This window comes from Delftia sp. DT-2 (assembly GCF_028401915.1).
GTDB lineage: Bacteria > Pseudomonadota > Gammaproteobacteria > Burkholderiales > Burkholderiaceae_C > Comamonas > Comamonas tsuruhatensis.
Window position 1 is genome coordinate 72,087 of record NZ_JAQOTI010000006.1, and the last position, 21,335, is coordinate 93,421.

Sequence of the window (21,335 nt, forward strand, 5' to 3'; positions counted from 1 at the left end):
ACTGCTAACTTGTGGCCGGCTCGCGCAGCTTCAAGGGGCTTGTCCCCTTTTTTGTCAGTGCTGCCGTGAGTGCCCGCTTACTGGGGCTGGGCCACGGTCACGAGGGCCGGGCGCAGGATGCGGTCGGCGATCAGGTAGCCCTTTTGCAGCACCGATACCACGGTGTTGGCTTCCTGCTGTGCAGGCACCATGCTGATCGCCTGGTGCAGGTTGGGGTCGAATTTCTCGCCGGCAGCCGGATTGATGGTCACGACCTTGTTGCGCTCAAGGGCCGAGGTCAGCTGGCGCAGCGTGGCGTCGGCGCCTTCGCGCAGCTGTTCCGGCGTGGCCTGTTGAATGGCCAGGGCGGCATCCAGGCTGTCGCAGACAGGCAGAAGGCTTTCGGCAAAGCTCTCGATGCCGAATTTGCGCGCCTTGGAGACTTCGTCTTCCGCGCGGCGGCGCACATTCTCGGCCTCGGCCTTGGCGCGCAGGAACTGGTCTGCCAGCTCGGCGCTCTTGGCCTTGAGTTCGGCCAGCTCGGCCTGCAGGCGCTGCAGCTCGTCGGCTGCATTGGCCGCCATGGCGGCTTCGATTTCTTCCGGGGCTGCGTCTTGCAAGGGGTTGGAGTTTTGTTCAGACATGGATAGAGACTTCAGCTACAAAACAAAGCGGTCGCCAGACTGGAGGCCAGGCGATTGCACGATCTTGAATCGAGATGCGAGCGGATCGGTGTATTTTCAAGGGCTTTGTGCATGTGCATCCGCGCGGCAGAGGTACACGGTGAGGGCAAAAGCCGGGCGACGGGGCAAAAGCCCCACACAGATCCGGGGTCTCGGGCAGTGCGAAGTGTACAGATGGAAGAGGGCTGCGCTAGAATCCAATGCTTTGCCTTGCCGCACCGCTACAAGACGCAGTGGGCGGCGTTTTCCCAAAAGGAGTCGATATGCGTCATTACGAAATCGTTTTGTTGATCCACCCGGATCAGAGCGAGCAGGTTCCCGCCATGCTGGAACGCTACAAGGGCATGATCACCGCTGGCGGTGGCAAGGTCCATCGCGAAGAAGACTGGGGCCGTCGCCAACTGGCTTACATGATCAACAAGCTCGCCAAGGCCCACTACCTGTGCCTGAACATCGAAGCCGACCAGGCTGTGATGGCTGAGCTGGAGCATGCCTTCAAGTTCAACGATGCCGTGCTGCGTCACCTGACGGTTCAGAAGAAGAAGGCCGATACGGCTCCTTCCTCGATGATGAAGACCGTCGAGCGTGAAGAGGCCCGCAAGGCCAGCCAGACCGAACAGGCCTGAGCCCAGCCCTGTCAGAACCTGAAGGAGTGGAGAACCACGTTGTACTGACGGCCGCCATCGCAGAGCTTCAAGCACTGCGCTACACGCCGGCAGGGCTGCCAGCCCTTGAACTGCGACTCGAGCATGCGTCGCGGCAGAAAGAGGCGGGAAGCGAGCGCAGCGTGACGGCATCTGTCAAGGCGGTGGCCTTTGGTGCGCTGGCTGAAAAGCTGGCCCGCCAGGCGCTCGGCAGCCAGTGGAAGTTCCTAGGCTTCCTGGCAACGCCCCGCAACGGCAAATTGCTGGTTCTTCACATCCAGGACATTCAACAAAACTAATTTTCAAGAGGTCCAGAAATGGCCACGTTCAAGAAATTCAACAAGGACAAGCGCCCCAAGCGCAACACGCAGTCGCTGCTGTTCAAGCGCAAGCGCTTCTGCCGCTTCACCGTCGCCGGCGTCGAAGAAATCGACTACAAGGATGTGGACACCCTGCGTGACTTCATCGGTGAAAACGGCAAGATCGTCCCCGCTCGCCTGACCGGCACGCGCGCCATCTACCAGCGTCAGTTGAACACTGCCATCAAGCGCGCCCGCTTCCTGGCTCTGGTTCCTTACTCTGACCAGCACAAGATCTAAGGAATACAACCCATGCAAGTCATTCTGCTCGACAAGGTTGTGAACCTCGGTGGCCTCGGCGATATCGTCAAGGTCAAGGACGGCTACGCCCGCAACTTCCTGATCCCCACGGGCGCTGCCCGTCGCGCCACGGCTTCCGCCAAGGCCGAGTTCGAAGCCAAGCGCGCCGAACTGGAAAAGCAAGCGGCTGAAAAGCTGGCTGCTGCCCAGCAACTGGGCGAAAAGCTCAACGGCGTGAACGTCAAGCTGACCCAGAAGGCTGGCGTTGACGGCCGCCTGTTCGGTTCGGTGACCAATGCCGACATCGCCGAAGAACTGACCAAGGCCGGCTTCGCCGTTGCCAAGTCGCAAGTTCGCCTGGTCAACGGTCCCATCAAGACCGTGGGCGACGCCACCGTGGTCGTGGCACTGCACACCGACGTCAGCGTCGAAGTGTCGGTGTCGGTCTACGGCGACCACTCCTGATCCGGGGCTTGTCCCGTATCACCAAAAAGCCGCCTTCGGGCGGCTTTTTGCTTTGCCGCGCCCGGGTGATGACGCCGGGTGGCGCGGCCTTTTGCCAGCCGCTACGATGGCGGGCTCATCTCCAGGAATTCCATGTCGTCCGTAATGCCCCCGCTCGATCTCGATGATGCGTTCGCACCGCTGCTGCCCGCTGGCGACCAGCAGGTCGCGCAGTTGCGCGTGCCGCCGCATTCGATGGAGTCCGAGTCCAGCGTGCTGGGTGGCCTGCTTCTGGACAACAGTGCCTGGGACCGCGTGGGCGATCTGCTGGTGGATGGTGATTTCTACCGCCATGAGCACAAGCTGATTTACGAGGCCATCGGCAAGCTGATCAATGCCAGCAAGCCGGCCGACGTGATCACGGTGTACGAGCATTTGCAGGGCATGGGCAAGGCCGAGGAAATTGGCGGCCTGCTGTACCTGAACCAGCTGGCGCAGTACGTGCCCAGTGCCACCAACATCCGGCGCTACGCGGAGATCGTGCGCGAGCGCTCCATCCTGCGCAAGCTGGTGACGGCCAGTGATGACATCGCCACCAATGCCTTCAATCCGCAGGGCAAGACGGTGGACCGCATCCTTGACGAGGCCGAGCAGAAGATCCTGGCCATCGGCGAGGAGGGGGCGCGCAACAAGCAGGGTTTCCAGTCGCTCGACACGCTGGTGGTGGACCTGCTGGACCGTGTCCAGGAGATGGCCGACAACCCCATGGACGTGACCGGCGTGCCCACGGGCTTCGTCGATCTGGACCGCATGACCAGTGGCCTGCAGGCTGGCGACCTGGTGGTGCTGGCCGCACGCCCCTCGATGGGCAAGACCTCGTTTGCGGTGAATATCGCCGAGCACGTGGCGCTCAACGAAGGCCTGCCGGTCGCTATTTTCTCCATGGAAATGGGCGCGGCCCAGCTGGCGGTGCGTATCGTCGGCTCCATCGGCCGCGTCAACCAGGGCAATCTGCGCACGGGCAAGCTCAACGATGACGAGTGGCCGCGCCTGACGGAAGCCATCGAGCGGCTGCGCACGGTATCCCTGCACATCGACGAGACGCCAGGCCTGTCGCCTACGGAGCTGCGCGCCAATGCGCGGCGCCTGGCGCGTACCTGCGGCAAGCTGGGCCTGATCGTGGTCGACTATCTGCAGCTGATGAGCGGCTCGGGTTCGGCCGCCAGTTCCGACAACCGTGCGACCGAGCTGGGCGAGATTTCGCGGGGCTTGAAGATGCTGGCCAAGGAGTTGCAGTGCCCGGTGATTGCCCTGTCCCAGCTCAACCGTTCGGTGGAGCAGCGCACCGACAAGCGCCCCATGATGTCCGACCTGCGCGAATCGGGCGCCATCGAGCAGGATGCCGACATCATCATGTTCATCTACCGCGATGACTACTACAACAAGGACAGCAAGGAGCCCAACATTGCCGAAGTCATCATCGGCAAGCAGCGTAACGGCCCGACCGGCACGGTCAAGCTGTTCTTCCAGAAAAACCAGACGCGCTTCGAGAACCTGGCCGTGGGCTACGGTGGTGGCGACGAGTACTGATTGCAGCACTTGGCTTTCAGGCTTTCCATGAAAAACGGCCCCGAGGGGCCGTTTGGTTTTTTTGCAGTGGGCGGTCTATGTACGCCAGGCATGGATCAGCAGACCTGCCACGCAGGCGCCGAGGATGGCGCAGGCCCAGGCCAGCCGCTGGGCGCCCATGCGCAGCGCACCCACGGTGGCCACGATCTGGGCATTCTGCTCGGCCAGCTTCTCGATCAGTTCCAGCGACTGGCGCTGTGACTGCTCCAGCTGCGTGATGCGGGCTTCCTGGGCCTGGATCAGCAGCAGAGCCTGTTCGCCAGCCGAGCGCGGGGCTGCCAGCGGCTCGCCGGCTGCAGCCGGCTGCGCGCCGACCGCCTGCTCCGCATCCTTTTTGCGCAGCAGGCTCTTGGCTGCCTTGACGACCTGGGGGGTGGCCTCGATGACATCGCCCCAGGGCACCAGCTTCAGCGCCGTGATCCAGCTGATCGCCATGGCTTACAGCACCTCGCTGGCGAAGTCGGCCAGGCGCGAGCGCTCGCCGCGCGCCAGCGTGATGTGGCCGCTGTGGGGCCAGCCCTTGAAGCGGTCCACGGCGTAGGTCAGTCCCGACGAGCCCTCGGTCAGGTAGGGCGTGTCGATCTGCGCCAGATTGCCCATGCAGATGATCTTGGTGCCGGGGCCGGCGCGCGTGATCAGGGTCTTCATCTGCTTGGGCGTCAGGTTCTGGGCCTCGTCAATGATGACGTACTTGTTCAGGAAGGTGCGGCCGCGCATGAAGTTCATGCTCTTGATCTTGATGCGGCTGCGGATCAGCTCGTTGGTGGCGGCGCGGCCCCATTCGCCGGCATTGCCGCCATCGCCCTTGGCCAGGAATTCGAGGTTGTCGTCGAGGGCGCCCATCCAGGGGCCCATCTTCTCTTCCTCGGTGCCGGGCAGGAAGCCGATGTCCTCACCCACGCTGACCGTGGCGCGCGTCATGATGATCTCGGTGTAGCGGCGGTCGTCCAGCACCTGGGACAGGCCGGCGGCCAGGGCCAGCAGGGTCTTGCCCGTGCCGGCCGTGCCGGTCAGCGTGACCAGGTCGATGTCCGGGTTCATCAACAGGTTCATCGCGAAGTTCTGTTCGCGGTTGCGCGCCGTGACGCCCCAGACGGCGTACTTGGGATTGCCGAAGTCCTTGAGCGTCTTGAGCACGGCCGTCTTGTCGCGGATCTCGGTCACGCGCATGAACAGGCTGGGCTCGCCCGGTGCCTCGTGGTAGACGAACTGGTTGATCATCAGCTGGTCGACGATGGCGCCGCTGATGCGGTAGTAGGTGATGGCGCCTTCCTGCCAGCTTTCGACGTTCTTGCCGGCCTTGGCCCAGAAGTCCTGGGGCAGGGCCAGGGCGCCTGCGTACAGCAGGTCGCCGTCGTCCAGTACCTTGTCGTTCTGGTAGTCCTCGGCCGCAAGGCCCAGGGCGCGTGCCTTGACGCGCATGTTGATGTCCTTGGACACCAGCACGACTTCACGCTCGCTGAACTTCTTGCGCAGCGCGGCGACCACGCCCAGGATCTGGTTGTCCGCCTTGCCCTGGGGCAGGCTGTCGGGCAGCGAGGTCTCCAGCGGTTCCGTCTGGAAATACAGCATGCCGGTGGCGCTGCGCTGGCCCGTGGCATTCAGCGGCAGGCCCTTGTCCAGCGTCTCGGAGGGCTGGGAGGCGACCAGTGAATCCAGCGTGCGGCTGACCTGGCGGCCGTTGCGCGCCACTTCGGTCATTCCCTTCTTGTGGCCGTCGAGCTCTTCCAGCACCACCATGGGCAGGAAGATGTCGTGCTCCTCGAAGCGGAACAGGCTGGTCGGGTCGTGCAGCAGCACGTTGGTGTCGAGCACGAACAGCGTCTTCGGGCCTGTGCGCGTGCGGCGTGGGCGAACCGGTGCTGCCAGCAGTGCTGCCGGCTTGGCTTCCGTGGCCGACCTGTTGGCCGACCGGGCGCTGGACGGCGCTGCCGTTGCGTTGGAATTGTCGGTTGCGCGGCGCTGCCGATTGGCAGGGGCTGCAGTTGCGGGCGCAGGAGCCGGTGATGCGGCCTTGGTGTTGCGGCCGCGCGCCGGTGCGGGCTTTGCAGCTGTGGTGGTGGTGTTGGAGGCGGAGGCCGGGGCCGGCTTGCGCTTGCGTGGCGCGGCGGCAGCTACGGCCTCGACTGCATCGGGAAGATCGTCAGCGGGCAGGGGGTCTGCGTGCTGGGCACCGCGCACGGGAAGAAAGGCTTCGGGGGAGAGCTTGGCGGCACGGCGGCCGGGTGCGGGGGGCAGGGGCATGGTGGACGAACCGTTCCTCAACAAGGATCAAAAAGCACAAAGCCGCCTGGAAACCGAGGCGGCTTTGGAGGGGTGACAGGGAAAAGCGTCTTTGCTAAGAGGCATTGCCCCATTATGCATAGGCGGACGGCCTGAATATGTCGGCCGGCACTCTGTCACCTGTCGGATTGTTGCTATCAGGCAGCCTGCTTCAATGCCTTCAGGGTCTTGACAGCCTTGAGCACCTCGTCAACGTGGCCGGGAACCTTCAGGCCGCGCCATTCCTGCACCAGCAGGCCATCGGCTCCGACCAGGAAGGTGGAGCGCTCGATGCCCTTCACCTTCTTGCCGTACATGATCTTGTTCTTGACCACGCCGAACATGTGGCACATCTTCTCTTCCGTATCGGCGATCAGCTCGAACGGCAGTTCCAGCTTTTCCTTGAAGTCGTCGTGCGACTTCATGTTGTCGCGCGAGACGCCAAACACGGTGGCGCCAGCTTTCACGAAGTCCTTGTACTTGTCGCGGAACTGCATGGCTTCGGTGGTGCAGCCAGGCGTATTGTCCTTGGGGTAGAAATACAGGATCAGAATCTGGCCCGTGTGGGAGGTGTTGGTCACCTTGATCCCGCCGGTAGCGTTGGCTTCAAATTCGGGAAGGGGTTTGTTGACAACGATCGCCATGCGCTTATATCTCTCGGGTGTAGTCGTTGAAATGCCGAGGGCCGTGTTTGTGTTTTTGCTTTTATCGGAAATGCCCCCAACCGCAACCTGCAATTTTACCCTGAAAACGGAATTTCTCCCAATCAGGGGGGCAGGAGTCTACTCCAAGAGTAGGGCCGCGACGACGTTACGGCCTTCGCTGGCAAGGATGTTGTAGGTGCGACACGCGGCCTGCGTATCCATGCTTTCCAGGCCGATGCGTCGGGCCATGAGCGGGCGCAGCCAGGCCGCTGGCGGGAAGCGGTTGCGCTGGCCGCTGCCCAGGATGATGACCTCTGCATCCAGCTGGGACAGGGCCTCGAAATGCTCAGGCGTCAGGTCTTCGAAGCGGGCACAGTCCCAGGCCTGGCGCAGGCCTTTGGCGCCGACAAGCAGGCTGTGTTCGAACTTTTCCCGGTCCACGGCGACCCAGCCGGGGCCATAGCCCGTGATGCTCTGTGCTTCGGATTTGTCGGCGTGGAATTTCATGGATGAGGGTGGCGCGGTCTGCGCGATGGGGGTGGCCGCCACATGGGTCGGGGCCAGGGCGATGCTGCATTGCGGAACTGTGGTCAAATTATAGGTTTCACCAGGGTGCATGGGGCACTTTGGCGTGCATGAAGGCCGCAAGCCCGCGCCGGCCACTTTCATATTCTCAGCATGAAAACCGTTCTCAAATCCGCAAAACTAGCCAACGTCTGTTATGACATCCGCGGGCCCATCATGGACGCGGCCAAGAAGATGGAAGAGGACGGCCAGAAGATCATCAAGCTCAATATCGGCAATCTGGCCGTGTTCGGCTTCGACGCTCCTGAGGAAGTGCAGCAGGACATGATCCGCAACCTGCCCAATTCGGCAGGCTACTCGGACAGCAAGGGCATCTTCGCGGCGCGCAAGGCCGTGATGCACGAAACCCAGCGCCAGGGCATCCTGGGCGTGACGCTGGACGATATCTACCTGGGCAATGGCGCATCCGAGCTGATCAGCCTGGCCACGAACGCGCTGCTGGACGACGGCGACGAGATGCTGCTGCCGGCGCCCGACTATCCGCTGTGGACCGCCGTGACCAGCCTGTCCGGCGGCACGCCCGTGCACTATATGTGCGACGAGTCCAACGGCTGGATGCCCGACCTGGACGACATCCGCGCCAAGATCACGCCGCGCACCAAGGGCATCGTCGTCATCAACCCCAACAATCCGACAGGTGCCCTGTACAGCAAGCAGCTGCTGCAAAGCATCGTGGCGCTGGCCCGCGAGCATGGCCTGGTGATCTTCGCCGACGAGGTCTATGACAAGGTGCTCTACGACGACGTCGTGCATACGCCGCTGGCCAGCCTGTCCACCGATGTGCTGACGCTGACCTTCAACTCGCTGTCCAAGGCCTATCGCAGCTGCGGCTACCGCGCCGGCTGGATGGTGGTCTCGGGCGACAAGAAGGCGGCCAAGGACTATATCGAGGGCCTGAACATGCTCTCCAACATGCGCCTGTGCGCCAATGTGCCTGGCCAATGGGCCGTGCAGACGGCGCTGGGCGGGCATCAGAGCATCGACGAGCTGGTGCAGGAAGGCGGCCGGCTGCGCGTGCAGCGCGACCTGGCCTACCAACTGATCACCGAAATCCCCGGCGTGAGCTGCGTCAAGCCGCAGGCCGCGCTGTACATGTTCCCGCGCCTGGACCCCGAGATCTACCCGATCAAGGATGACCAGGCGTTCTTCCTGGAAGTGCTGCAGGAAACCAAGGTCATGCTGGTGCAGGGAACAGGCTTCAACTGGCCGCACCCCGACCATTTCCGCATCGTCTTCCTGCCGCACGACACCGACCTGCGCGAGGCCATCCGCCGCCTGGCCGTGTTCCTCGAGAAATACCGCAAGCGCCACGGCACGGACCGCGGCTGAGCTGTGCGGGGGCCGGCGGGGGAGAGGGCCTTGCGCCGACCATCGCTTTTTACCGGCTGCCGGCGCGCACCCTCTGGGCGCCGCAGCATTTTTTGACTGGCAAGTAGTTTATGAAACCGATCCAAGTAGGCCTTCTGGGCATTGGCACCGTGGGCAGCGGCACCTTCAACGTGCTGCAGCGCAACCAGGAAGAGATCCGCCGCCGCGCGGGCCGCGGTATTGAGATTGCCATGGTGGCCGACCTGGATACGGAACGCGCACGCTCCGTCGTGGGCGACACGGCCAAGGTGGTCGGCGATGCGCGCGAGATCATCGCCAACCCCGAGATCGACGTGGTGATCGAGCTGATCGGCGGCTACGGCATTGCCAAGGCCCTGGTGCTGGAGGCCATTGCCGCCGGCAAGCATGTGGTCACGGCCAACAAGGCCCTGCTGGCCGTGCATGGCAGCGAAATCTTCAAGGCCGCCGCCGAGAAGGGCGTGATGGTGGCCTACGAAGCAGCCGTGGCCGGTGGCATTCCCATCATCAAGGCGCTGCGCGAAGGCCTGACGGCCAACCAGATCCAGTGGGTGGCCGGCATCATCAACGGCACGACCAACTTCATCCTGTCCGAGATGCGCGACAAGGGCCTGGACTTCGACGTGGTGCTCAAGGAGGCCCAGCGCCTGGGCTATGCCGAAGCCGATCCGACCTTCGACATCGAAGGCGTGGACGCCGCCCACAAGGTCACGCTGATGAGCGCCATCGCCTTCGGCATTCCCGTGCAGTTCGACAAGGCGCATGTGGAAGGCATCACCAAGCTGTCTGCGGCCGACATCAAGTACGCCGAGCAACTGGGCTACCGCATCAAGCTGCTGGGTATCACCAAGCGCACGGACAAGGGCATCGAGCTGCGCGTGCACCCCAGCCTGGTGCCGACCAAGCGCCTGATCGCCAACGTGGAAGGCGCGATGAACGCCGTCGTCGTCCATGGCGACGCCGTGGGCACGACGCTGTACTACGGCAAGGGCGCGGGCTCCGAGCCCACGGCCAGCGCCGTGATTGCCGACCTGGTGGACATTGCCCGCCTGCACACGGCCGACCCCGAGCACCGTGTGCCCCCGCTGGCCTTCCAGTCGAACACGCTGGTCGCCGCAGGTGGCGAGCTGCCCGTGCTGCCCATGAGCGAGGTGGTCACCAGCTACTACCTGCGCATCCGCGTGGCCGACGAAGCCGGCGTGCTGGCCAAGATCACCAGCATCCTCGCCGGTGCCGGCATCAGCATCGATGCCCTGCTGCAGCGCGAGGCTGGCGAGGTGAGCGGCGACAGCGAAGGCAGCCAGGGCGTGCCGCAGACCGACCTGATCATCCTGACCCACGCCACGCGCGAAGGCGACATGGATGCTGCCCTGGCGCAGATCCAGCAGTTGCCCACGGTGCTGGCCCCTATCAACCGCATCCGCAAGGAAGAGTTGAACTAAGACACCCCCTGAGCGGCTGCGCCGCTTCCCCCTCTCTCGCACGCGGGAGGGGGACGACGCCCTCGCTGCGGGGCGGCCCTTGCTCGGCATCCCTGGCATCGGCCGCGCCCCGTCTCACAGAATACTGACGAGGAAGCGACATGCTTTATCTTTCCACGCGCGGCCACGCGGACCGCAAGCGCTTTTGCGACATCCTGCTCGAGGGCCTGGCGCCCGATGGCGGGCTGTACCTGCCCGAGCGCTATCCGCAGATCGATGCCGCCCGCCTGGGCGAGCTGCGCAGCATCTACAAGGAGCAGGGCTACGCGGCCCTGGCCTTCGAGATCCTGAGCCTGTACATCGACGACATTCCGGCCGAGGATCTGCGCGCCCTGTGCGCCAAGACCTATACGCAGCAGGTGTTCGGCACGGCCGAGATCACGCCGCTGCGCCCGCTGGAAGACGGCCTGTGGCTCGAAGCCCTGTCCAACGGCCCCACGCTGGCCTTCAAGGACATGGCCATGCAGCTGCTGGGCAACCTGTTCGAGTACGAACTGGGCCGCCGTGGCGAGGAGCTGAACATCCTGGGCGCCACCAGCGGCGACACCGGCAGCGCGGCCGAGTACGCCATGCGCGGCAAAAAGGGCGTGCGCGTGTTCATGACCAGCCCGCGCGGCCGCATGAGCCCCTTCCAGCAGGCCCAGATGTTCAGCCTGCAGGATGCCAACATCCACAACATCGCCATCGAGGGCGTGTTCGACGACTGCCAGGACATCGTCAAGGCCGTCTCCAACGACCACGCCTTCAAGGCGAAGTACAAGATCGGCACGGTCAACTCGATCAACTGGGCCCGCCTGCTGGCCCAGGTCGTCTACTACTTTGCCGGCTACCTGCAGGCCACGCAGAGCAATGACCAGAAGGTCAGCTTCACGGTGCCCAGCGGCAACTTCGGCAACATCTGCGCCGGCCATGTGGCGCGCCAGATGGGCCTGCCGATCGAACGCCTGGTGGTGGCGACCAACGAGAACGACGTGCTCGACGAGTTCTTCCGCACGGGCGCCTACGTGGTGCGCGGCAGCGAGCACACCTACGAGACATCGAGCCCCTCGATGGACATCTCCAAGGCCAGCAACTTCGAGCGCTTCGTGTTCGACCTGCTGGGTCGCGATGGACAGGCCACGCGCGAGTTGTTCGCCGAGGGCGTGGCACGCCAGGGCCGCTTCGACCTGGGCGGCAATCCGCTGTTCCAGGAAGCTGCTGCCCGCTACGGCTTCGTCAGCGGCAAGAGCACGCATGCCGACCGCCTGGCCACCATCCGCGATACCTTCGAGCGCTTCGGCACCATGATCGACACGCACACGGCCGACGGCGTCAAGGTGGCGCGCGAGCAGCTGCAGGCCGGCGTGCCCATGATCGTGCTGGAGACGGCACTGCCCATCAAGTTCGCCGCCACCATCGAGGAGGCCCTGGGCCGCCTGCCCGATCGCCCGGCCAAGTTCGAAGGCATCGAGGACCTGCCCAAGCGCGTGACCGACTTGCCGGCCGACGCCGAGCAGGTCAAGGCCTACATCGCCCGGCATTGCGACTGATGCCACGGCCGGGCTGTCCGCAGGTCCGCAGCTGGAGTGCATGGCGATGAAGGTCATCGGCTTCGCCGGCTACTCCGGCTCGGGCAAGACCAGCCTGGTGGAGCCCCTGATCACGCTGATGCGTGCGCAGGGGCTCAGCGTTTCGGTGGTCAAGCATGCCCACCACCATTTCGATGTCGATCACGAGGGCAAGGACAGCTGGCGCCACCGCAAGGCGGGTGCCTATGAGGTGGTGCTGGCTTCCGATCGCCGTCTGGCGCTGATGCGCGAATTCCCCCGGCCCACGGAGCTGTCGGTGCACGACATGCTGGCCGAGCTGGACCCCCTCGTGGACTGGGTGCTGGTAGAGGGTTTCAAGCACGCCGACCTGCCCAAGATAGAAATCTGGCGCGAGCAGCCCGAGCGCACCAGCGCCGGCAAGACCCAGGCGCCTTTGTTCCCGCACGATCCCCATGTGCTGGCCGTGGCAACCGATGCGCCGGCCCGCCTGCCCGAGCCGCCGCGCCAGCCCGTGCTGGACCTCAACGCGCCAGCGCAGATACTGCAATGGCTGCTGGATCAGGGGGAGCGCCTGCGCTACCGTGCACCTGACAGCGGCCAAGACTAGGAGAAAAACCATGCGAGCCCCGCTCAAGCCCCTCGATGAAGCGCTGGCCGAACTGCTGGCCCAGGCACTGCCGCTGGCTGGCGATGACACCGTGGACTGCTTTGACGCCGATGGCCGCGTGCTGCGGGCCGACGCCGTCTCGCCGCTGCAGGTGCCGCCCCAGGACAACAGCGCCATGGACGGCTACGCCGTGCGCAGCGCCGAATGCACGCAGGGCAATGCCGAGCTGCCCGTCTCGCAGCGCATCCCCGCAGGCGCCGTGGGCCAGCCGCTGGCCGTGGGTACGGTGGCGCGCATCTTCACGGGGGCTCCGGTGCCCGAAGGTGCCGATGCCATCGTCATGCAGGAAGACTGCGAAGTCCTGGAAGACGGTCGCGTGCGCATCAAGGCGCGGCCCGAGGCCGGGCAATGGATACGCCGCTCGGGCGAAGACATCCGGCGCGGCGCCACCGTCATCGCGGCCGGTACGCGCCTGTCGCCGGCCGAGCTGGGCCTGGCCGCCAGCATCGGCCTGGCCTCTTTGCGCGTGGCACGCAAGCCGCGCGTGGCCCTGTTCTCCACAGGTGACGAACTGGTCATGCCGGGCACCGTGGCGCCCGAGCAGATGCCGCCCGGCAGCATCTACAACAGCAACCGATTCTTCCTTCGCGCCCTGCTGCAGCGCATGGGCTGCGAGGTCACCGACTTCGGCATCGTCCCCGACCGGCGCGAGGCCACTGTGGATGCTTTGCGCGAGGCGGCCCGCGCGCATGACCTGATCCTGACCAGCGGCGGGGTGTCTGTCGGCGAAGAGGACCATGTCAAGCCCGCCGTGCAGGCGCTGGGCCAGCTCGACCTCTGGCAGATCGCCGTCAAGCCCGGCAAGCCCTTCGCCTATGGCCGCGTAAACCGCGAGGGCGAAGGCTTTGCCCACTTCATCGGCCTGCCCGGCAACCCGGTCTCCAGCTTCGTCACCTTCCTTTTGCTGGTGCGCCCCTTCGTGCTGCGCCTGCAGGGCGTGCAGCAGGCGCTGCCGCGCTCGGTCGAGGTGCGCGCCGACTTCCATTGGCCGCGCGGGGACAAGCGCCGCGAATTCCTGCGCGTGCGCTACAACGACAGCGGTGGCCTGGAGCTGTTCCGCAACCAGAGTTCGGGCGTGCTGACCTCGGCAGCCTGGGGAGATGGCGTGGTAGACAACCCGCCAGGCCAGGCCATTGCGCCGGGCGACCGGGTGCGCTTCATCGCCTTTTCGGAGCTGCTGTCATGAGCCAGGCCGTCCCCATCGCCATCACCATCACCGTGCGCTATTTCGCCTCCATCCGCGAAGCCCTGGGCACGGGCAGCGAAACCCTGTCCACCGAGGCCGCCACCGTGGGCGCGCTGCGTGAGGAACTGATTGCGCGTGGCGGTGCAGCCGCCGAAGCGCTGGCCCCTGGCAAGGCCGTGCGCATGGCGCTGAACCAGGTCCTGTGCGATGCCGGTGCCGCCATTCGCCAGGGGGACGAGGTGGCTTTCTTCCCTCCCGTGACCGGAGGTTGACCCAAATGACCACCGACAAGCCCGTGGACCAGGCCATCAGCGCGCGCACGCGCAAGGCCCTGTCCGAAGCCAAGGCGCGCGGCGTGCAACTGGGCCGCGCAGGCGCAGACAACCTGCGCGCCACCGTGGAAAAGCGCAAATCCACGGCCGATGCCTTCGCCCAGCAGCATGAGGCGCTGTTCGCCGAACTGCAGGCGCGCGGCCTGACGCACCGCGCCATGGCCGCCGAACTCAATGCGCGCGGCATTGCCGCGGCCCGGGGTGGCGAGTGGACGCACGGTCAGGTGCAACGCATCCTGAACCGCTATGCCGACCTGCGCTCTGCAACACCGTCTGCAGACGGCAGCAGCGGCAGCTGAATCCCGGCCAGCCGCTGCGCCAGCGCGGCCGATGCAGCCTGCATGGGCGCCCGCAGCGTTGCCCGCATTCGGCCCTGCTGCGCCAGCAAGGCCTTGATGGGTGCGGGATTGGGCTCGGCAAAGCAGGCGGCGATGTGCGGCTGCAGCGGCTGCCACAGCGCACGGGCAGCGGGCAGGTCGCCACGCTCCAGGCATTGCATCAACTCGACGAAGTGCCGTGTATGCGCGTGCGCGCTGGCAGCAATCGCTCCCGCACCGCCCAGGGCCAGCGTGGAAAAGATCTGCGCGTCTTCGCCAGCCAGCACCTGCAGCTGCCCATCGGCGATCAGTGCCTGGGTCTTGGCGGCATCGCCCCCGCAATCCTTGATGGCCACGATGCGCTCATGGGCGGCCAGCGCACGCAGCGTGGCCAGCTCCAGCACCACGCCGGTGCGGTAGGGAATGTCGTAGATGATGACCGGATGGGCGCTGCGCTCGGCAATCGTCGTGAACCACTGCAGCAGCCCCGCCTGCGACGGGCGTATGTAATGTGGCGCGGGCACCAGAATGCCGGCCAGCGGCAGGGCGTTCAGTGTCTGGACACGGGCCAGCGCATGCCCCAGGTGGCAGTCAGAAACTCCCATGACCACGGGCATGCCCTGGGCCGCTGAGAGGATGGTGGACAGGGCGGCATCGTGCTCCGCTTCGCTCAGCGCGGCGGCCTCGGCGGTCGAGCCGCAGGCCACGTAGCCGGCGATGCCGGTGGCGTTGTAGTGCTGCACCAGGGCGCGCAGAGCCTCGTGGTCCACTGCCGTCTCATCTCCAGGAAGAAAGGGCGTGACCAGCGGAAGCCACAGCCCCTTGAATCGGGCTTGCGGCGAGGTGGTGGAAGGCAAAGACATGGAAGATCCCTTCGGGTGATTCAAACAATGAACGACCGTACGCAGCCACCGGCCAGACCGAGGGCGGAAAGGCAGGCGCCTGAAGGGATGCGGGAAGGGGAGATGGAGGCTGCCGGGCCGGTTCCGTCGCTCATCTGGACGGAACCTCAGCTCCGGTCAGACGAGCTGGGGTTTGCAGGCTTTGCCCAGGCACAGGCGCACGGCATCACCGTGGCATGTGGGGAAGGCAAAGATTGAAGGCATGGCGCGCAGTGTAGCGCGCCTGAGCGCCTGGGTGAGGGGTGGTGGGTGACCTTCAGGCCGCGCCTTCGGCGCCGGGAGGGGGTGATGCATCGGGCAGCAGCGGTGCCTGCCACTCCAGCAGCTCGGCCAGGCGCTGCACGATCCAGCGCGCCTCGCCAGGGCTGACGATGGAGCCCTCGGCCGCCAGGCCCGCGTGCATGCCCAGCAGCACGCCTTGCTCCGAGGAGTTGCCGGAGTGATAGAGCGTCTGCGCCTGCTCGACCAGGTGGCTGGCCAGGTCCTCGCACAGTTCATAACGTCCGACCACGTCTGCAATCGATGCCTTGAGCCGGCCGTGCCGGTCGGCATACAGGGCGGCAAAGCTCGGCGGCGGCTGTATCTGGCTGGTCTCGTCCATGGCGCGCCTCAATCGGGTTCGAACAAGCGCTCGAAGCGTGCAAGGTCCTCGGCCAGCTCGCAGCTCACGAGCTGGCCCATCTTGCCGTCGGCCAGGCGGTGGGCTGCGAACAGCGTGGCCTTGCCGCGAAAGTTGTAGTCGGGCAGATGGATGATGGTGTAGGGATGGGACACGAACAGCTGATGCTCGTAGACCACGCGCTGCTCGTTGCGCGGCGACGGGTAGAGCGTGTATTCGGGGGTGGTGATCGTGAGTGTGGCCATGCATGGCCCGCTGCAGCAAAAGGCCGGCGGCGGGGGAGGGCAATGCTACCGCGTTCGCCAGTCCCTGGTGCGCCCTGGTGCGCCGCCGCCCTGCGACAATGCGGGCATGCAAGCAGCCCGTGTATCCATCCAGACCGAGGATTTCGACGTATCGGCCGAACTCGCCGCCCTGCGCGGCGGCGACGCGCGCGTGGGCGCGGTCTGCAGCTTCATCGGCACGGTGCGTGACCGCAACGAGGGCGCCGCCGTGGCCAGCATGGAGCTGGAGCACTACCCGGGCATGACCGAGAAATCCATCGAGGCCATCATCGACGAGGCCGTGCAGCGCTTCGGCATCCATGGCGCGCGCGTCATCCACCGCATCGGCCCGCTGCAGCCCATGGACCAGATCGTGCTCGTGGCCGTCACCGCATCGCACCGGGGCATGGCTTTCCAGGCCTGCGAATACATCATGGACTACCTCAAGTCGCTGGCGCCTTTCTGGAAGAAGGAGCAAACGCCCGAGGGCGCGCGCTGGGTGGATGCGCGCGTCAGCGACGAAGAGGCGCTGGCGCGCTGGCGCCAGTGAGGCGGCGGGCCTTCAGGCCTTGAGCGCGGCGCCCCGCAACCATTGCGGCGGGCGGAACACCAGCAGGTTGCCGAGCATCACCAGCAGCAGGCCACCCACGGCCAGCGGCGTCCACACATAGCCTTCGAAAAGGGCCGAGATACTGAGCGCAACGATGGGGAACAGCACCGTCGCATACGCCGCCTTCTCGGGGCCCAGGCGCCCGACCAGGGTCAGGTAGGCCGTGAACGCGATCACCGAGCCCGGAATGGCCAGGTACAGCCAGGCGCCCACATAGGTCCAGCTGGCATCGAAGCGCCAGGGCAGGCCTGCCACCAGCGCATAGCCTGTCAGCAGCAGCGTGCCGGCCAGCATGCCCCAGGCATTGGTCTGTGCGGGCCGCCAGCCCATGGACTGCAGCGAGGCCGACAGCATGTTCCCGCAGGAAAAGCACAGCGTGCCCAGCACGGCCCAGCCCAGGCCGGGCAGGCTGGCATGCCGGCCTTCTCGCAGCTCGGGCCAGAACAGCGCCACCAGGCCTGCAAGGCCGAAGAGGCTGCCGGCCAGCACATGGGGCGCCAGCCTGCGGCCGTGGATGATGCGCGCCAGCAGCGCGTTCCAGAGATTGGCGCTGGAGAACACCACGGCGGCCAGGCCGCTGGCCAGCGTCTCGCTGGCATGCATGAAGCACACGAAGTTGAAGCTGAACAGGCACAGGCCCTGGGCCAGCACGCGCGGCAGCGCCGGGCCGCGGGGCACGCGCAGCTGGCGCGACCAGGCCAGCCAGGCGAACATCAGCACGGCGGCCAGCGCAAAGCGGTAGGCAATGGACAGCTCCACGGGCACGGCGCCCAGCTGCAGCTTCAGGGCGATCCAGGTCGAACCCCAGATCAGCACGACCAGGGCATAGAGGGTGGCAGTCATGGCCGGTGATGATGGCGCCGCAGGCTGGGCGGGCATGGCAGATTCCTGCGGTTTGATGGCCTGGCGCCATGCGTCGGTATGGCTGCGGGACCACAATCGCTGCCATGACGCCCACGCCGCTGCCCGAGCTGCCCTCCAGCCACCTGTGCCAGGTGCTGTCACGCTCCAAGGCCCGGCTGCAGCGGCGCGTGCGCCTGAGCGAGGGGGTGGAGCTGGCCGTCTGGGCCAATGTGGACGACGAGGTGCGCTACTGCCAGCCCGGTCACCACACGCTGTCGGTCTACCTGGCCGGCGGCGAGGGCTCGCAACTCAAGGCGCGGCCCGAGGCCATGGGGGCGCCGGGGCGCATCTGCATCTTCACGCCAGAGGACGAATCGCACTGGCTGGTGCGATCGCCCGTGCAGTTCCTGCACCTGTATGTGTCCGACCTGGCCTGGGCGGGGCGCGTGGTCCGCATGCTGGATGCCGAGCCCCGCTCGCGCACCTTGCGTGCGCAGATCTACGGGGACGATCAGGCCTTCCACGCCGGTGCCCGTGCGCTGATGCAACTGGACTGGCAGGACCCGCAGCAGCAACTGGCGGCCGATGCCATTGGCCAGCAGCTGGTGGACCGGCTGGTGCTGCAGTCCGCCACGCCGCGCCAGGTGCAGGCGCTGCAGCGGCCGCTGGGCGGGCTCTCTGCGGCCGTGCGGCGCAGGGTGCTTGCCCATATCGAGGCGCATCTGCATGACTCCAAGGCCGTGTCGCTGCCGGCACTGGCGAGACAGGCCTGCCTTTCGGAATTCCATTTCGCACGCATGTTCCGCCAGAGCATGGGCTGCACGGTGCACGAATGGGTGCTGCAGCAGCGCCTGGCACGGGCACGGCGCGCCCTGTCTGCGCGCAACGTGCCGCCGCTGGCCGAGCTGGCGCTGGATTGCGGCTTTTCCAGCGCCAGCCACCTGGTGCGCAGCTTCCGGGCGCATTTGGGCGTTACGCCTACGCAGTTCTCGATCTTTCAGCGCAATGCTTGAGAAGGATGGCCGGCCTCGCCGGCCTTGATCTGGCGCAAGCGTCTGTCCTTGCGGGCCGGGCATGGCTTGAAATTTGCCCTGCCGGTATCAGATAAATCGCAATGACCCTGTTTCAGGAGCGAAAAGAAACACCATGCGAATCGACAAACTGACAACCAAGTTCCAGGAAGCCCTGGCCGACGCGCAAACGCTGGCCCTGGGCGGTGACCAATCCAACATCGAACCCCTGCACCTGCTCGTGGCGCTGCTGCGCCAGGACGACGGTCCGCGCTCGCTCTTGCAGCGCGCCGGCGCCAACGTGGGCCAGCTGCAGGCCGCGGCCGAGAAGGCTCTGGCAGACCTGCCGCGCGTGCAGCATCAGGATCAGGTGCAGGTCGGCTCCGAGCTGGGCCGCCTGCTGCAGGTGACCGAGAAGGAAGCCCTCAAGCGCGGCGACCAGTTCATTGCCAGCGAGCTGTTCCTGCTGGCGCTGACCGACAGCAGCGGCGCCTCCACGCGTGCGGGCCAACTGCTCAAGGAAAGCGGCGTGACGCGCTCCAGCCTGGAGTCGGCCATCAACGCCGTGCGCGGCGGCCAGACCATGGACAGCGCCGAAGGCGAAGGCCAGCGCGAGGCCCTCAAGAAATACACCATGGACCTGACCGAGCGCGCGCGCATCGGCAAGCTCGATCCGGTGATCGGCCGCGACGACGAAATCCGCCGCTCCATCCAGGTGCTGCAGCGCCGCAGCAAGAACAACCCCGTGCTCATCGGCGAGCCCGGCGTGGGCAAGACCGCCATTGTCGAGGGCCTGGCCCAGCGCATCGTGGCCGGCGAGGTGCCCGAAAGCCTCAAGAACAAGCGCGTGCTGTCGCTGGACATGGCGGGCCTGCTGGCCGGCGCCAAGTACCGCGGCGACTTCGAGGAGCGACTGAAGTCCGTGCTCAAGGAAGTGGCCCAGGAAGAGGGGCGCATCATCCTGTTCATCGACGAGATCCACACCATGGTCGGCGCCGGCAAGGCCGATGGCGCCATGGATGCGGGCAACATGCTCAAGCCCGCGCTGGCGCGCGGCGAGCTGCACTGCATCGGTGCGACCACTCTCGATGAATACCGCAAGTACATCGAAAAGGATGCGGCGCTGGAGCGGCGCTTCCAGAAGGTGCTGGTCGAAGAGCCTTCCGTGGAGGACACCATCGCCATCCTGCGCGGACTGCAGGTGCGCTACGAGGCCCACCACGGCGTGGACATCACCGACCCGGCCATCGTGGCTGCGGCCGAGCTGAGCCACCGCTACATCACCGACCGCTTCCTGCCCGACAAGGCCATCGACCTGATCGACGAGGCGGCGGCCAAGATCAAGATCGAGATCGACTCCAAGCCCGAGGTCATGGACAAGCTCGAGCGCCGCATGATCCAGCTCAAGATCGAGCGCGAGGCCATGAAGAAGGAAAAGGACGAGGCCTCGCAAAAGCGCCTGCAACTGATCGAGGAAGAACTCGGCAGCCTGGAGCGCGAGTACGCCGACCTCGAAGACGTGTGGAAGAGCGAGAAGGCCAGCGCCCAGGGCTCCGAGCAGATCCGCAAGGAGATCGACCAGATCCGTATCCAGATCGACGAGCTCAAGCGCAAGGGCGACTTCAACAAGGTGGCCGAGCTGCAGTACGGCAAGCTGCCCTCGCTGGAAAAGCAGCTCAACGAAGCCCAGGCCAGCGAGCAGGGGCAGGGCGGTGCGCCCGCCCACAGATTGCTGCGCACCCATGTGGGCGCCGAGGAGATTGCCGAGGTGGTCAGCCGTGCCACGGGCATTCCCGTGGCCAAGATGATGCAGGGCGAGAAGGACAAGCTGCTGCGCATGGAAGACCGGCTGCATGACCGCGTCGTCGGCCAGGACGAGGCCATCTCGGCCGTGGCCAACGCCATACGCCGTTCGCGCTCGGGCCTGTCCGATCCCAACCGGCCCACCGGTTCCTTCCTGTTCCTGGGCCCCACGGGCGTGGGCAAGACGGAACTGTGCAAGGCGCTGGCCGGCTTCCTGTTCGACAGCGAAGACCATCTGGTGCGCATCGACATGAGCGAGTTCATGGAAAAGCATTCCGTGGCACGCCTGATCGGCGCGCCGCCCGGCTACGTGGGCTACGAGGAAGGCGGCTACCTGACCGAGGCCGTTCGCCGCAAGCCCTACAGCGTGCTGCTGCTCGACGAGGTGGAGAAGGCCCATCCCGACGTCTTCAACGTGCTGCTGCAGGTACTGGACGACGGCCGGCTGACCGACGGCCAGGGCCGCACCGTGGACTTCAAGAATACGGTCATCGTGATGACGAGCAACATAGGCTCTTTGCTGATCCAGGCCATGGTCGGCGAGGATTACGATGATGTGAAAGACGCGGTCTGGGGGGAACTCAAGAACCATTTCCGACCCGAATTCCTCAACCGCATCGACGAGACCGTGGTGTTCCACGCGCTCGACGCGAAGAATATCGAGTCGATCGCAAGGATTCAGCTCAAGCTGCTGGAGCGGCGTTTGGAGAAAATGGACCTTGCGCTGCAGGTGTCCGACCAGGCACTGGCCGAACTGGCCAAGGTGGGCTTCGATCCCGTTTTCGGGGCCCGGCCGCTCAAGCGCGCGATACAGCAGCGGATCGAAAATCCGTTGTCGAAACTGCTGCTTGAAGGGCGCTTCCCGCCCAAGAGCACGATTGCGGTGCATGTGGACCCGGTACAGGAACCGGGCGTATTCCGGTTCGATGCGGCAGACTCCGCCTGACGCACCGGGCC

Annotated in this window: 24 protein-coding genes; 15 read left to right on the top strand and 9 right to left on the bottom strand. The window is 65.6% G+C overall.

Annotated elements, in window-relative coordinates; genetic code table 11:
• Window positions 1–77: 77 nt before the first annotated feature.
• On the bottom strand, window positions 78–623 hold the full coding sequence (gene grpE, locus PO605_RS11850) for a nucleotide exchange factor GrpE (protein ID WP_016447757.1): 546 nt from the start codon (window positions 621–623) through the stop codon (window positions 78–80).
• A gap of 302 nt (window positions 624–925) precedes the next feature.
• Here grpE and rpsF point away from each other — a divergent pair, with 302 nt between their 5' ends.
• The 5 genes from rpsF to dnaB all read left to right on the top strand — a co-directional run bounded on the left by rpsF (window position 926) and on the right by dnaB (window position 3,939).
• Entirely contained in the window at window positions 926–1,288 is a 363-nt protein-coding gene (gene rpsF / locus PO605_RS11855) for a 30S ribosomal protein S6 (protein WP_012207028.1), read from the top strand.
• Between the two features lie 26 nt (window positions 1,289–1,314).
• The gene (gene priB, locus PO605_RS11860; protein ID WP_047469148.1) at window positions 1,315–1,605 is read left to right on the top strand and encodes a primosomal replication protein N; all 291 of its coding nucleotides are present in this window, start codon (window positions 1,315–1,317) and stop codon (window positions 1,603–1,605) included.
• An 18-nt stretch (window positions 1,606–1,623) separates the two neighbouring features.
• Window positions 1,624–1,905, top strand: a complete 282-nt coding sequence (gene rpsR, locus PO605_RS11865) for a 30S ribosomal protein S18 (protein ID WP_012207026.1) — start codon at window positions 1,624–1,626, stop codon at window positions 1,903–1,905.
• 12 nt (window positions 1,906–1,917) lie between these two features.
• Window positions 1,918–2,370 (top strand): 50S ribosomal protein L9, encoded by a 453-nt coding sequence (gene rplI, locus PO605_RS11870; RefSeq protein ID WP_016447755.1) that lies wholly within the window; start codon window positions 1,918–1,920, stop codon window positions 2,368–2,370.
• 132 nt (window positions 2,371–2,502) lie between these two features.
• Window positions 2,503–3,939: a replicative DNA helicase gene (gene dnaB, locus PO605_RS11875; protein ID WP_016447754.1), complete on the top strand. Its 1,437-nt coding sequence runs from the start codon at window positions 2,503–2,505 to the stop codon at window positions 3,937–3,939.
• A gap of 75 nt (window positions 3,940–4,014) precedes the next feature.
• On the opposite strand, the gene PO605_RS11880 is transcribed toward dnaB, so the two are convergent.
• From PO605_RS11880 to PO605_RS11895, 4 genes are all read right to left on the bottom strand, one after another.
• Window positions 4,015–4,413, bottom strand: coding sequence for a hypothetical protein (locus tag PO605_RS11880; protein ID WP_047469151.1), 399 nt, complete (start codon window positions 4,411–4,413; stop codon window positions 4,015–4,017).
• 3 nt (window positions 4,414–4,416) lie between these two features.
• Window positions 4,417–6,222 carry a PhoH family protein gene (locus PO605_RS11885; protein ID WP_047469152.1) on the bottom strand — a complete coding sequence of 602 codons (1,806 nt, stop codon included), beginning with the start codon at window positions 6,220–6,222 and terminating at the stop codon, window positions 4,417–4,419.
• A 176-nt stretch (window positions 6,223–6,398) separates the two neighbouring features.
• A complete protein-coding gene (locus PO605_RS11890) occupies window positions 6,399–6,884 on the bottom strand; it encodes a peroxiredoxin (RefSeq protein ID WP_012207021.1) in 486 nt (161 codons plus the stop codon).
• A gap of 138 nt (window positions 6,885–7,022) precedes the next feature.
• The gene (locus PO605_RS11895) at window positions 7,023–7,391 is read right to left on the bottom strand and encodes an Mth938-like domain-containing protein (RefSeq protein ID WP_017407848.1); all 369 of its coding nucleotides are present in this window, start codon (window positions 7,389–7,391) and stop codon (window positions 7,023–7,025) included.
• A 171-nt stretch (window positions 7,392–7,562) separates the two neighbouring features.
• Here PO605_RS11895 and PO605_RS11900 point away from each other — a divergent pair, with 171 nt between their 5' ends.
• The 7 genes from PO605_RS11900 (at window position 7,563) to PO605_RS11930 (ending at window position 14,310) form a co-directional block, all read left to right on the top strand.
• Complete coding sequence (locus PO605_RS11900; protein ID WP_016447750.1) at window positions 7,563–8,798, top strand: pyridoxal phosphate-dependent aminotransferase; 1,236 nt, start codon at window positions 7,563–7,565, stop codon at window positions 8,796–8,798.
• Between the two features lie 110 nt (window positions 8,799–8,908).
• The gene (locus tag PO605_RS11905; RefSeq protein ID WP_016447749.1) at window positions 8,909–10,258 is read left to right on the top strand and encodes a homoserine dehydrogenase; all 1,350 of its coding nucleotides are present in this window, start codon (window positions 8,909–8,911) and stop codon (window positions 10,256–10,258) included.
• 140 nt (window positions 10,259–10,398) lie between these two features.
• Window positions 10,399–11,826 carry a threonine synthase gene (gene thrC, locus PO605_RS11910; RefSeq protein WP_016447748.1) on the top strand — a complete coding sequence of 476 codons (1,428 nt, stop codon included), beginning with the start codon at window positions 10,399–10,401 and terminating at the stop codon, window positions 11,824–11,826.
• Between the two features lie 46 nt (window positions 11,827–11,872).
• A complete protein-coding gene (mobB, locus tag PO605_RS11915) occupies window positions 11,873–12,433 on the top strand; it encodes a molybdopterin-guanine dinucleotide biosynthesis protein B (RefSeq protein ID WP_016447747.1) in 561 nt (186 codons plus the stop codon).
• A gap of 10 nt (window positions 12,434–12,443) precedes the next feature.
• Window positions 12,444–13,679, top strand: coding sequence for a molybdopterin molybdotransferase MoeA (locus PO605_RS11920; protein WP_047469157.1), 1,236 nt, complete (start codon window positions 12,444–12,446; stop codon window positions 13,677–13,679).
• Window positions 13,676–13,951 carry a molybdopterin converting factor subunit 1 gene (gene moaD, locus PO605_RS11925; RefSeq protein ID WP_013801032.1) on the top strand — a complete coding sequence of 92 codons (276 nt, stop codon included), beginning with the start codon at window positions 13,676–13,678 and terminating at the stop codon, window positions 13,949–13,951. Before PO605_RS11920 ends, moaD begins: the two co-directional genes overlap by 4 nt.
• A gap of 5 nt (window positions 13,952–13,956) precedes the next feature.
• Complete coding sequence (locus tag PO605_RS11930; RefSeq protein ID WP_016447744.1) at window positions 13,957–14,310, top strand: recombinase family protein; 354 nt, start codon at window positions 13,957–13,959, stop codon at window positions 14,308–14,310.
• Here the strand turns inward: PO605_RS11930 and dapA are convergent.
• The 3 genes from dapA to PO605_RS11945 all read right to left on the bottom strand — a co-directional run bounded on the left by dapA (window position 14,256) and on the right by PO605_RS11945 (window position 16,094).
• Window positions 14,256–15,191 (bottom strand): 4-hydroxy-tetrahydrodipicolinate synthase, encoded by a 936-nt coding sequence (gene dapA, locus PO605_RS11935; protein WP_047469161.1) that lies wholly within the window; start codon window positions 15,189–15,191, stop codon window positions 14,256–14,258. The two genes, PO605_RS11930 and dapA, sit on opposite strands and share 55 nt — an antisense overlap.
• A 295-nt stretch (window positions 15,192–15,486) precedes the next feature.
• On the bottom strand, window positions 15,487–15,831 hold the full coding sequence (locus PO605_RS11940) for a hypothetical protein (RefSeq protein ID WP_013801035.1): 345 nt from the start codon (window positions 15,829–15,831) through the stop codon (window positions 15,487–15,489).
• An 8-nt stretch (window positions 15,832–15,839) separates the two neighbouring features.
• Window positions 15,840–16,094 (bottom strand): hypothetical protein, encoded by a 255-nt coding sequence (locus tag PO605_RS11945; RefSeq protein ID WP_012207010.1) that lies wholly within the window; start codon window positions 16,092–16,094, stop codon window positions 15,840–15,842.
• Window positions 16,095–16,200: 106 nt separating this feature from the next.
• On the opposite strand from PO605_RS11945, the gene PO605_RS11950 reads away from it, so the two are divergent.
• A complete protein-coding gene (locus tag PO605_RS11950; RefSeq protein ID WP_047469218.1) occupies window positions 16,201–16,662 on the top strand; it encodes a molybdenum cofactor biosynthesis protein MoaE in 462 nt (153 codons plus the stop codon).
• 12 nt (window positions 16,663–16,674) lie between these two features.
• Here PO605_RS11950 and PO605_RS11955 read toward each other — a convergent pair whose 3' ends face one another.
• Window positions 16,675–17,565, bottom strand: a complete 891-nt coding sequence (locus PO605_RS11955) for a DMT family transporter (RefSeq protein WP_231574345.1) — start codon at window positions 17,563–17,565, stop codon at window positions 16,675–16,677.
• 104 nt (window positions 17,566–17,669) lie between these two features.
• Here PO605_RS11955 and PO605_RS11960 point away from each other — a divergent pair, with 104 nt between their 5' ends.
• Together PO605_RS11960 and clpB are read left to right on the top strand one after the other, a co-directional pair.
• Window positions 17,670–18,578 carry an AraC family transcriptional regulator gene (locus PO605_RS11960; RefSeq protein ID WP_017404082.1) on the top strand — a complete coding sequence of 303 codons (909 nt, stop codon included), beginning with the start codon at window positions 17,670–17,672 and terminating at the stop codon, window positions 18,576–18,578.
• 133 nt (window positions 18,579–18,711) lie between these two features.
• Entirely contained in the window at window positions 18,712–21,324 is a 2,613-nt protein-coding gene (clpB, locus tag PO605_RS11965) for an ATP-dependent chaperone ClpB (RefSeq protein WP_047469168.1), read from the top strand.
• Window positions 21,325–21,335 lie beyond the last annotated feature (11 nt).

Coding starts and splice junctions, on each gene's coding strand:
- grpE (WP_016447757.1), bottom strand. CDS start 623: ATGTCTGAACAAAACTCCAACCCCTTGCAAGACGCAGCCCCGGAAGAA.
- rpsF (WP_012207028.1), top strand. CDS start 926: ATGCGTCATTACGAAATCGTTTTGTTGATCCACCCGGATCAGAGCGAG.
- rpsR (WP_012207026.1), top strand. CDS start 1,624: ATGGCCACGTTCAAGAAATTCAACAAGGACAAGCGCCCCAAGCGCAAC.
- rplI (WP_016447755.1), top strand. CDS start 1,918: ATGCAAGTCATTCTGCTCGACAAGGTTGTGAACCTCGGTGGCCTCGGC.
- dnaB (WP_016447754.1), top strand. CDS start 2,503: ATGTCGTCCGTAATGCCCCCGCTCGATCTCGATGATGCGTTCGCACCG.
- PO605_RS11880 (WP_047469151.1), bottom strand. CDS start 4,413: ATGGCGATCAGCTGGATCACGGCGCTGAAGCTGGTGCCCTGGGGCGAT.
- PO605_RS11885 (WP_047469152.1), bottom strand. CDS start 6,222: ATGCCCCTGCCCCCCGCACCCGGCCGCCGTGCCGCCAAGCTCTCCCCC.
- PO605_RS11890 (WP_012207021.1), bottom strand. CDS start 6,884: ATGGCGATCGTTGTCAACAAACCCCTTCCCGAATTTGAAGCCAACGCT.
- PO605_RS11895 (WP_017407848.1), bottom strand. CDS start 7,391: ATGAAATTCCACGCCGACAAATCCGAAGCACAGAGCATCACGGGCTAT.
- PO605_RS11900 (WP_016447750.1), top strand. CDS start 7,563: ATGAAAACCGTTCTCAAATCCGCAAAACTAGCCAACGTCTGTTATGAC.
- PO605_RS11905 (WP_016447749.1), top strand. CDS start 8,909: ATGAAACCGATCCAAGTAGGCCTTCTGGGCATTGGCACCGTGGGCAGC.
- thrC (WP_016447748.1), top strand. CDS start 10,399: ATGCTTTATCTTTCCACGCGCGGCCACGCGGACCGCAAGCGCTTTTGC.
- mobB (WP_016447747.1), top strand. CDS start 11,873: ATGAAGGTCATCGGCTTCGCCGGCTACTCCGGCTCGGGCAAGACCAGC.
- PO605_RS11920 (WP_047469157.1), top strand. CDS start 12,444: ATGCGAGCCCCGCTCAAGCCCCTCGATGAAGCGCTGGCCGAACTGCTG.
- moaD (WP_013801032.1), top strand. CDS start 13,676: ATGAGCCAGGCCGTCCCCATCGCCATCACCATCACCGTGCGCTATTTC.
- PO605_RS11930 (WP_016447744.1), top strand. CDS start 13,957: ATGACCACCGACAAGCCCGTGGACCAGGCCATCAGCGCGCGCACGCGC.
- dapA (WP_047469161.1), bottom strand. CDS start 15,191: ATGTCTTTGCCTTCCACCACCTCGCCGCAAGCCCGATTCAAGGGGCTG.
- PO605_RS11940 (WP_013801035.1), bottom strand. CDS start 15,831: ATGGACGAGACCAGCCAGATACAGCCGCCGCCGAGCTTTGCCGCCCTG.
- PO605_RS11945 (WP_012207010.1), bottom strand. CDS start 16,094: ATGGCCACACTCACGATCACCACCCCCGAATACACGCTCTACCCGTCG.
- PO605_RS11950 (WP_047469218.1), top strand. CDS start 16,201: ATGCAAGCAGCCCGTGTATCCATCCAGACCGAGGATTTCGACGTATCG.
- PO605_RS11955 (WP_231574345.1), bottom strand. CDS start 17,565: ATGACTGCCACCCTCTATGCCCTGGTCGTGCTGATCTGGGGTTCGACC.
- PO605_RS11960 (WP_017404082.1), top strand. CDS start 17,670: ATGACGCCCACGCCGCTGCCCGAGCTGCCCTCCAGCCACCTGTGCCAG.
- clpB (WP_047469168.1), top strand. CDS start 18,712: ATGCGAATCGACAAACTGACAACCAAGTTCCAGGAAGCCCTGGCCGAC.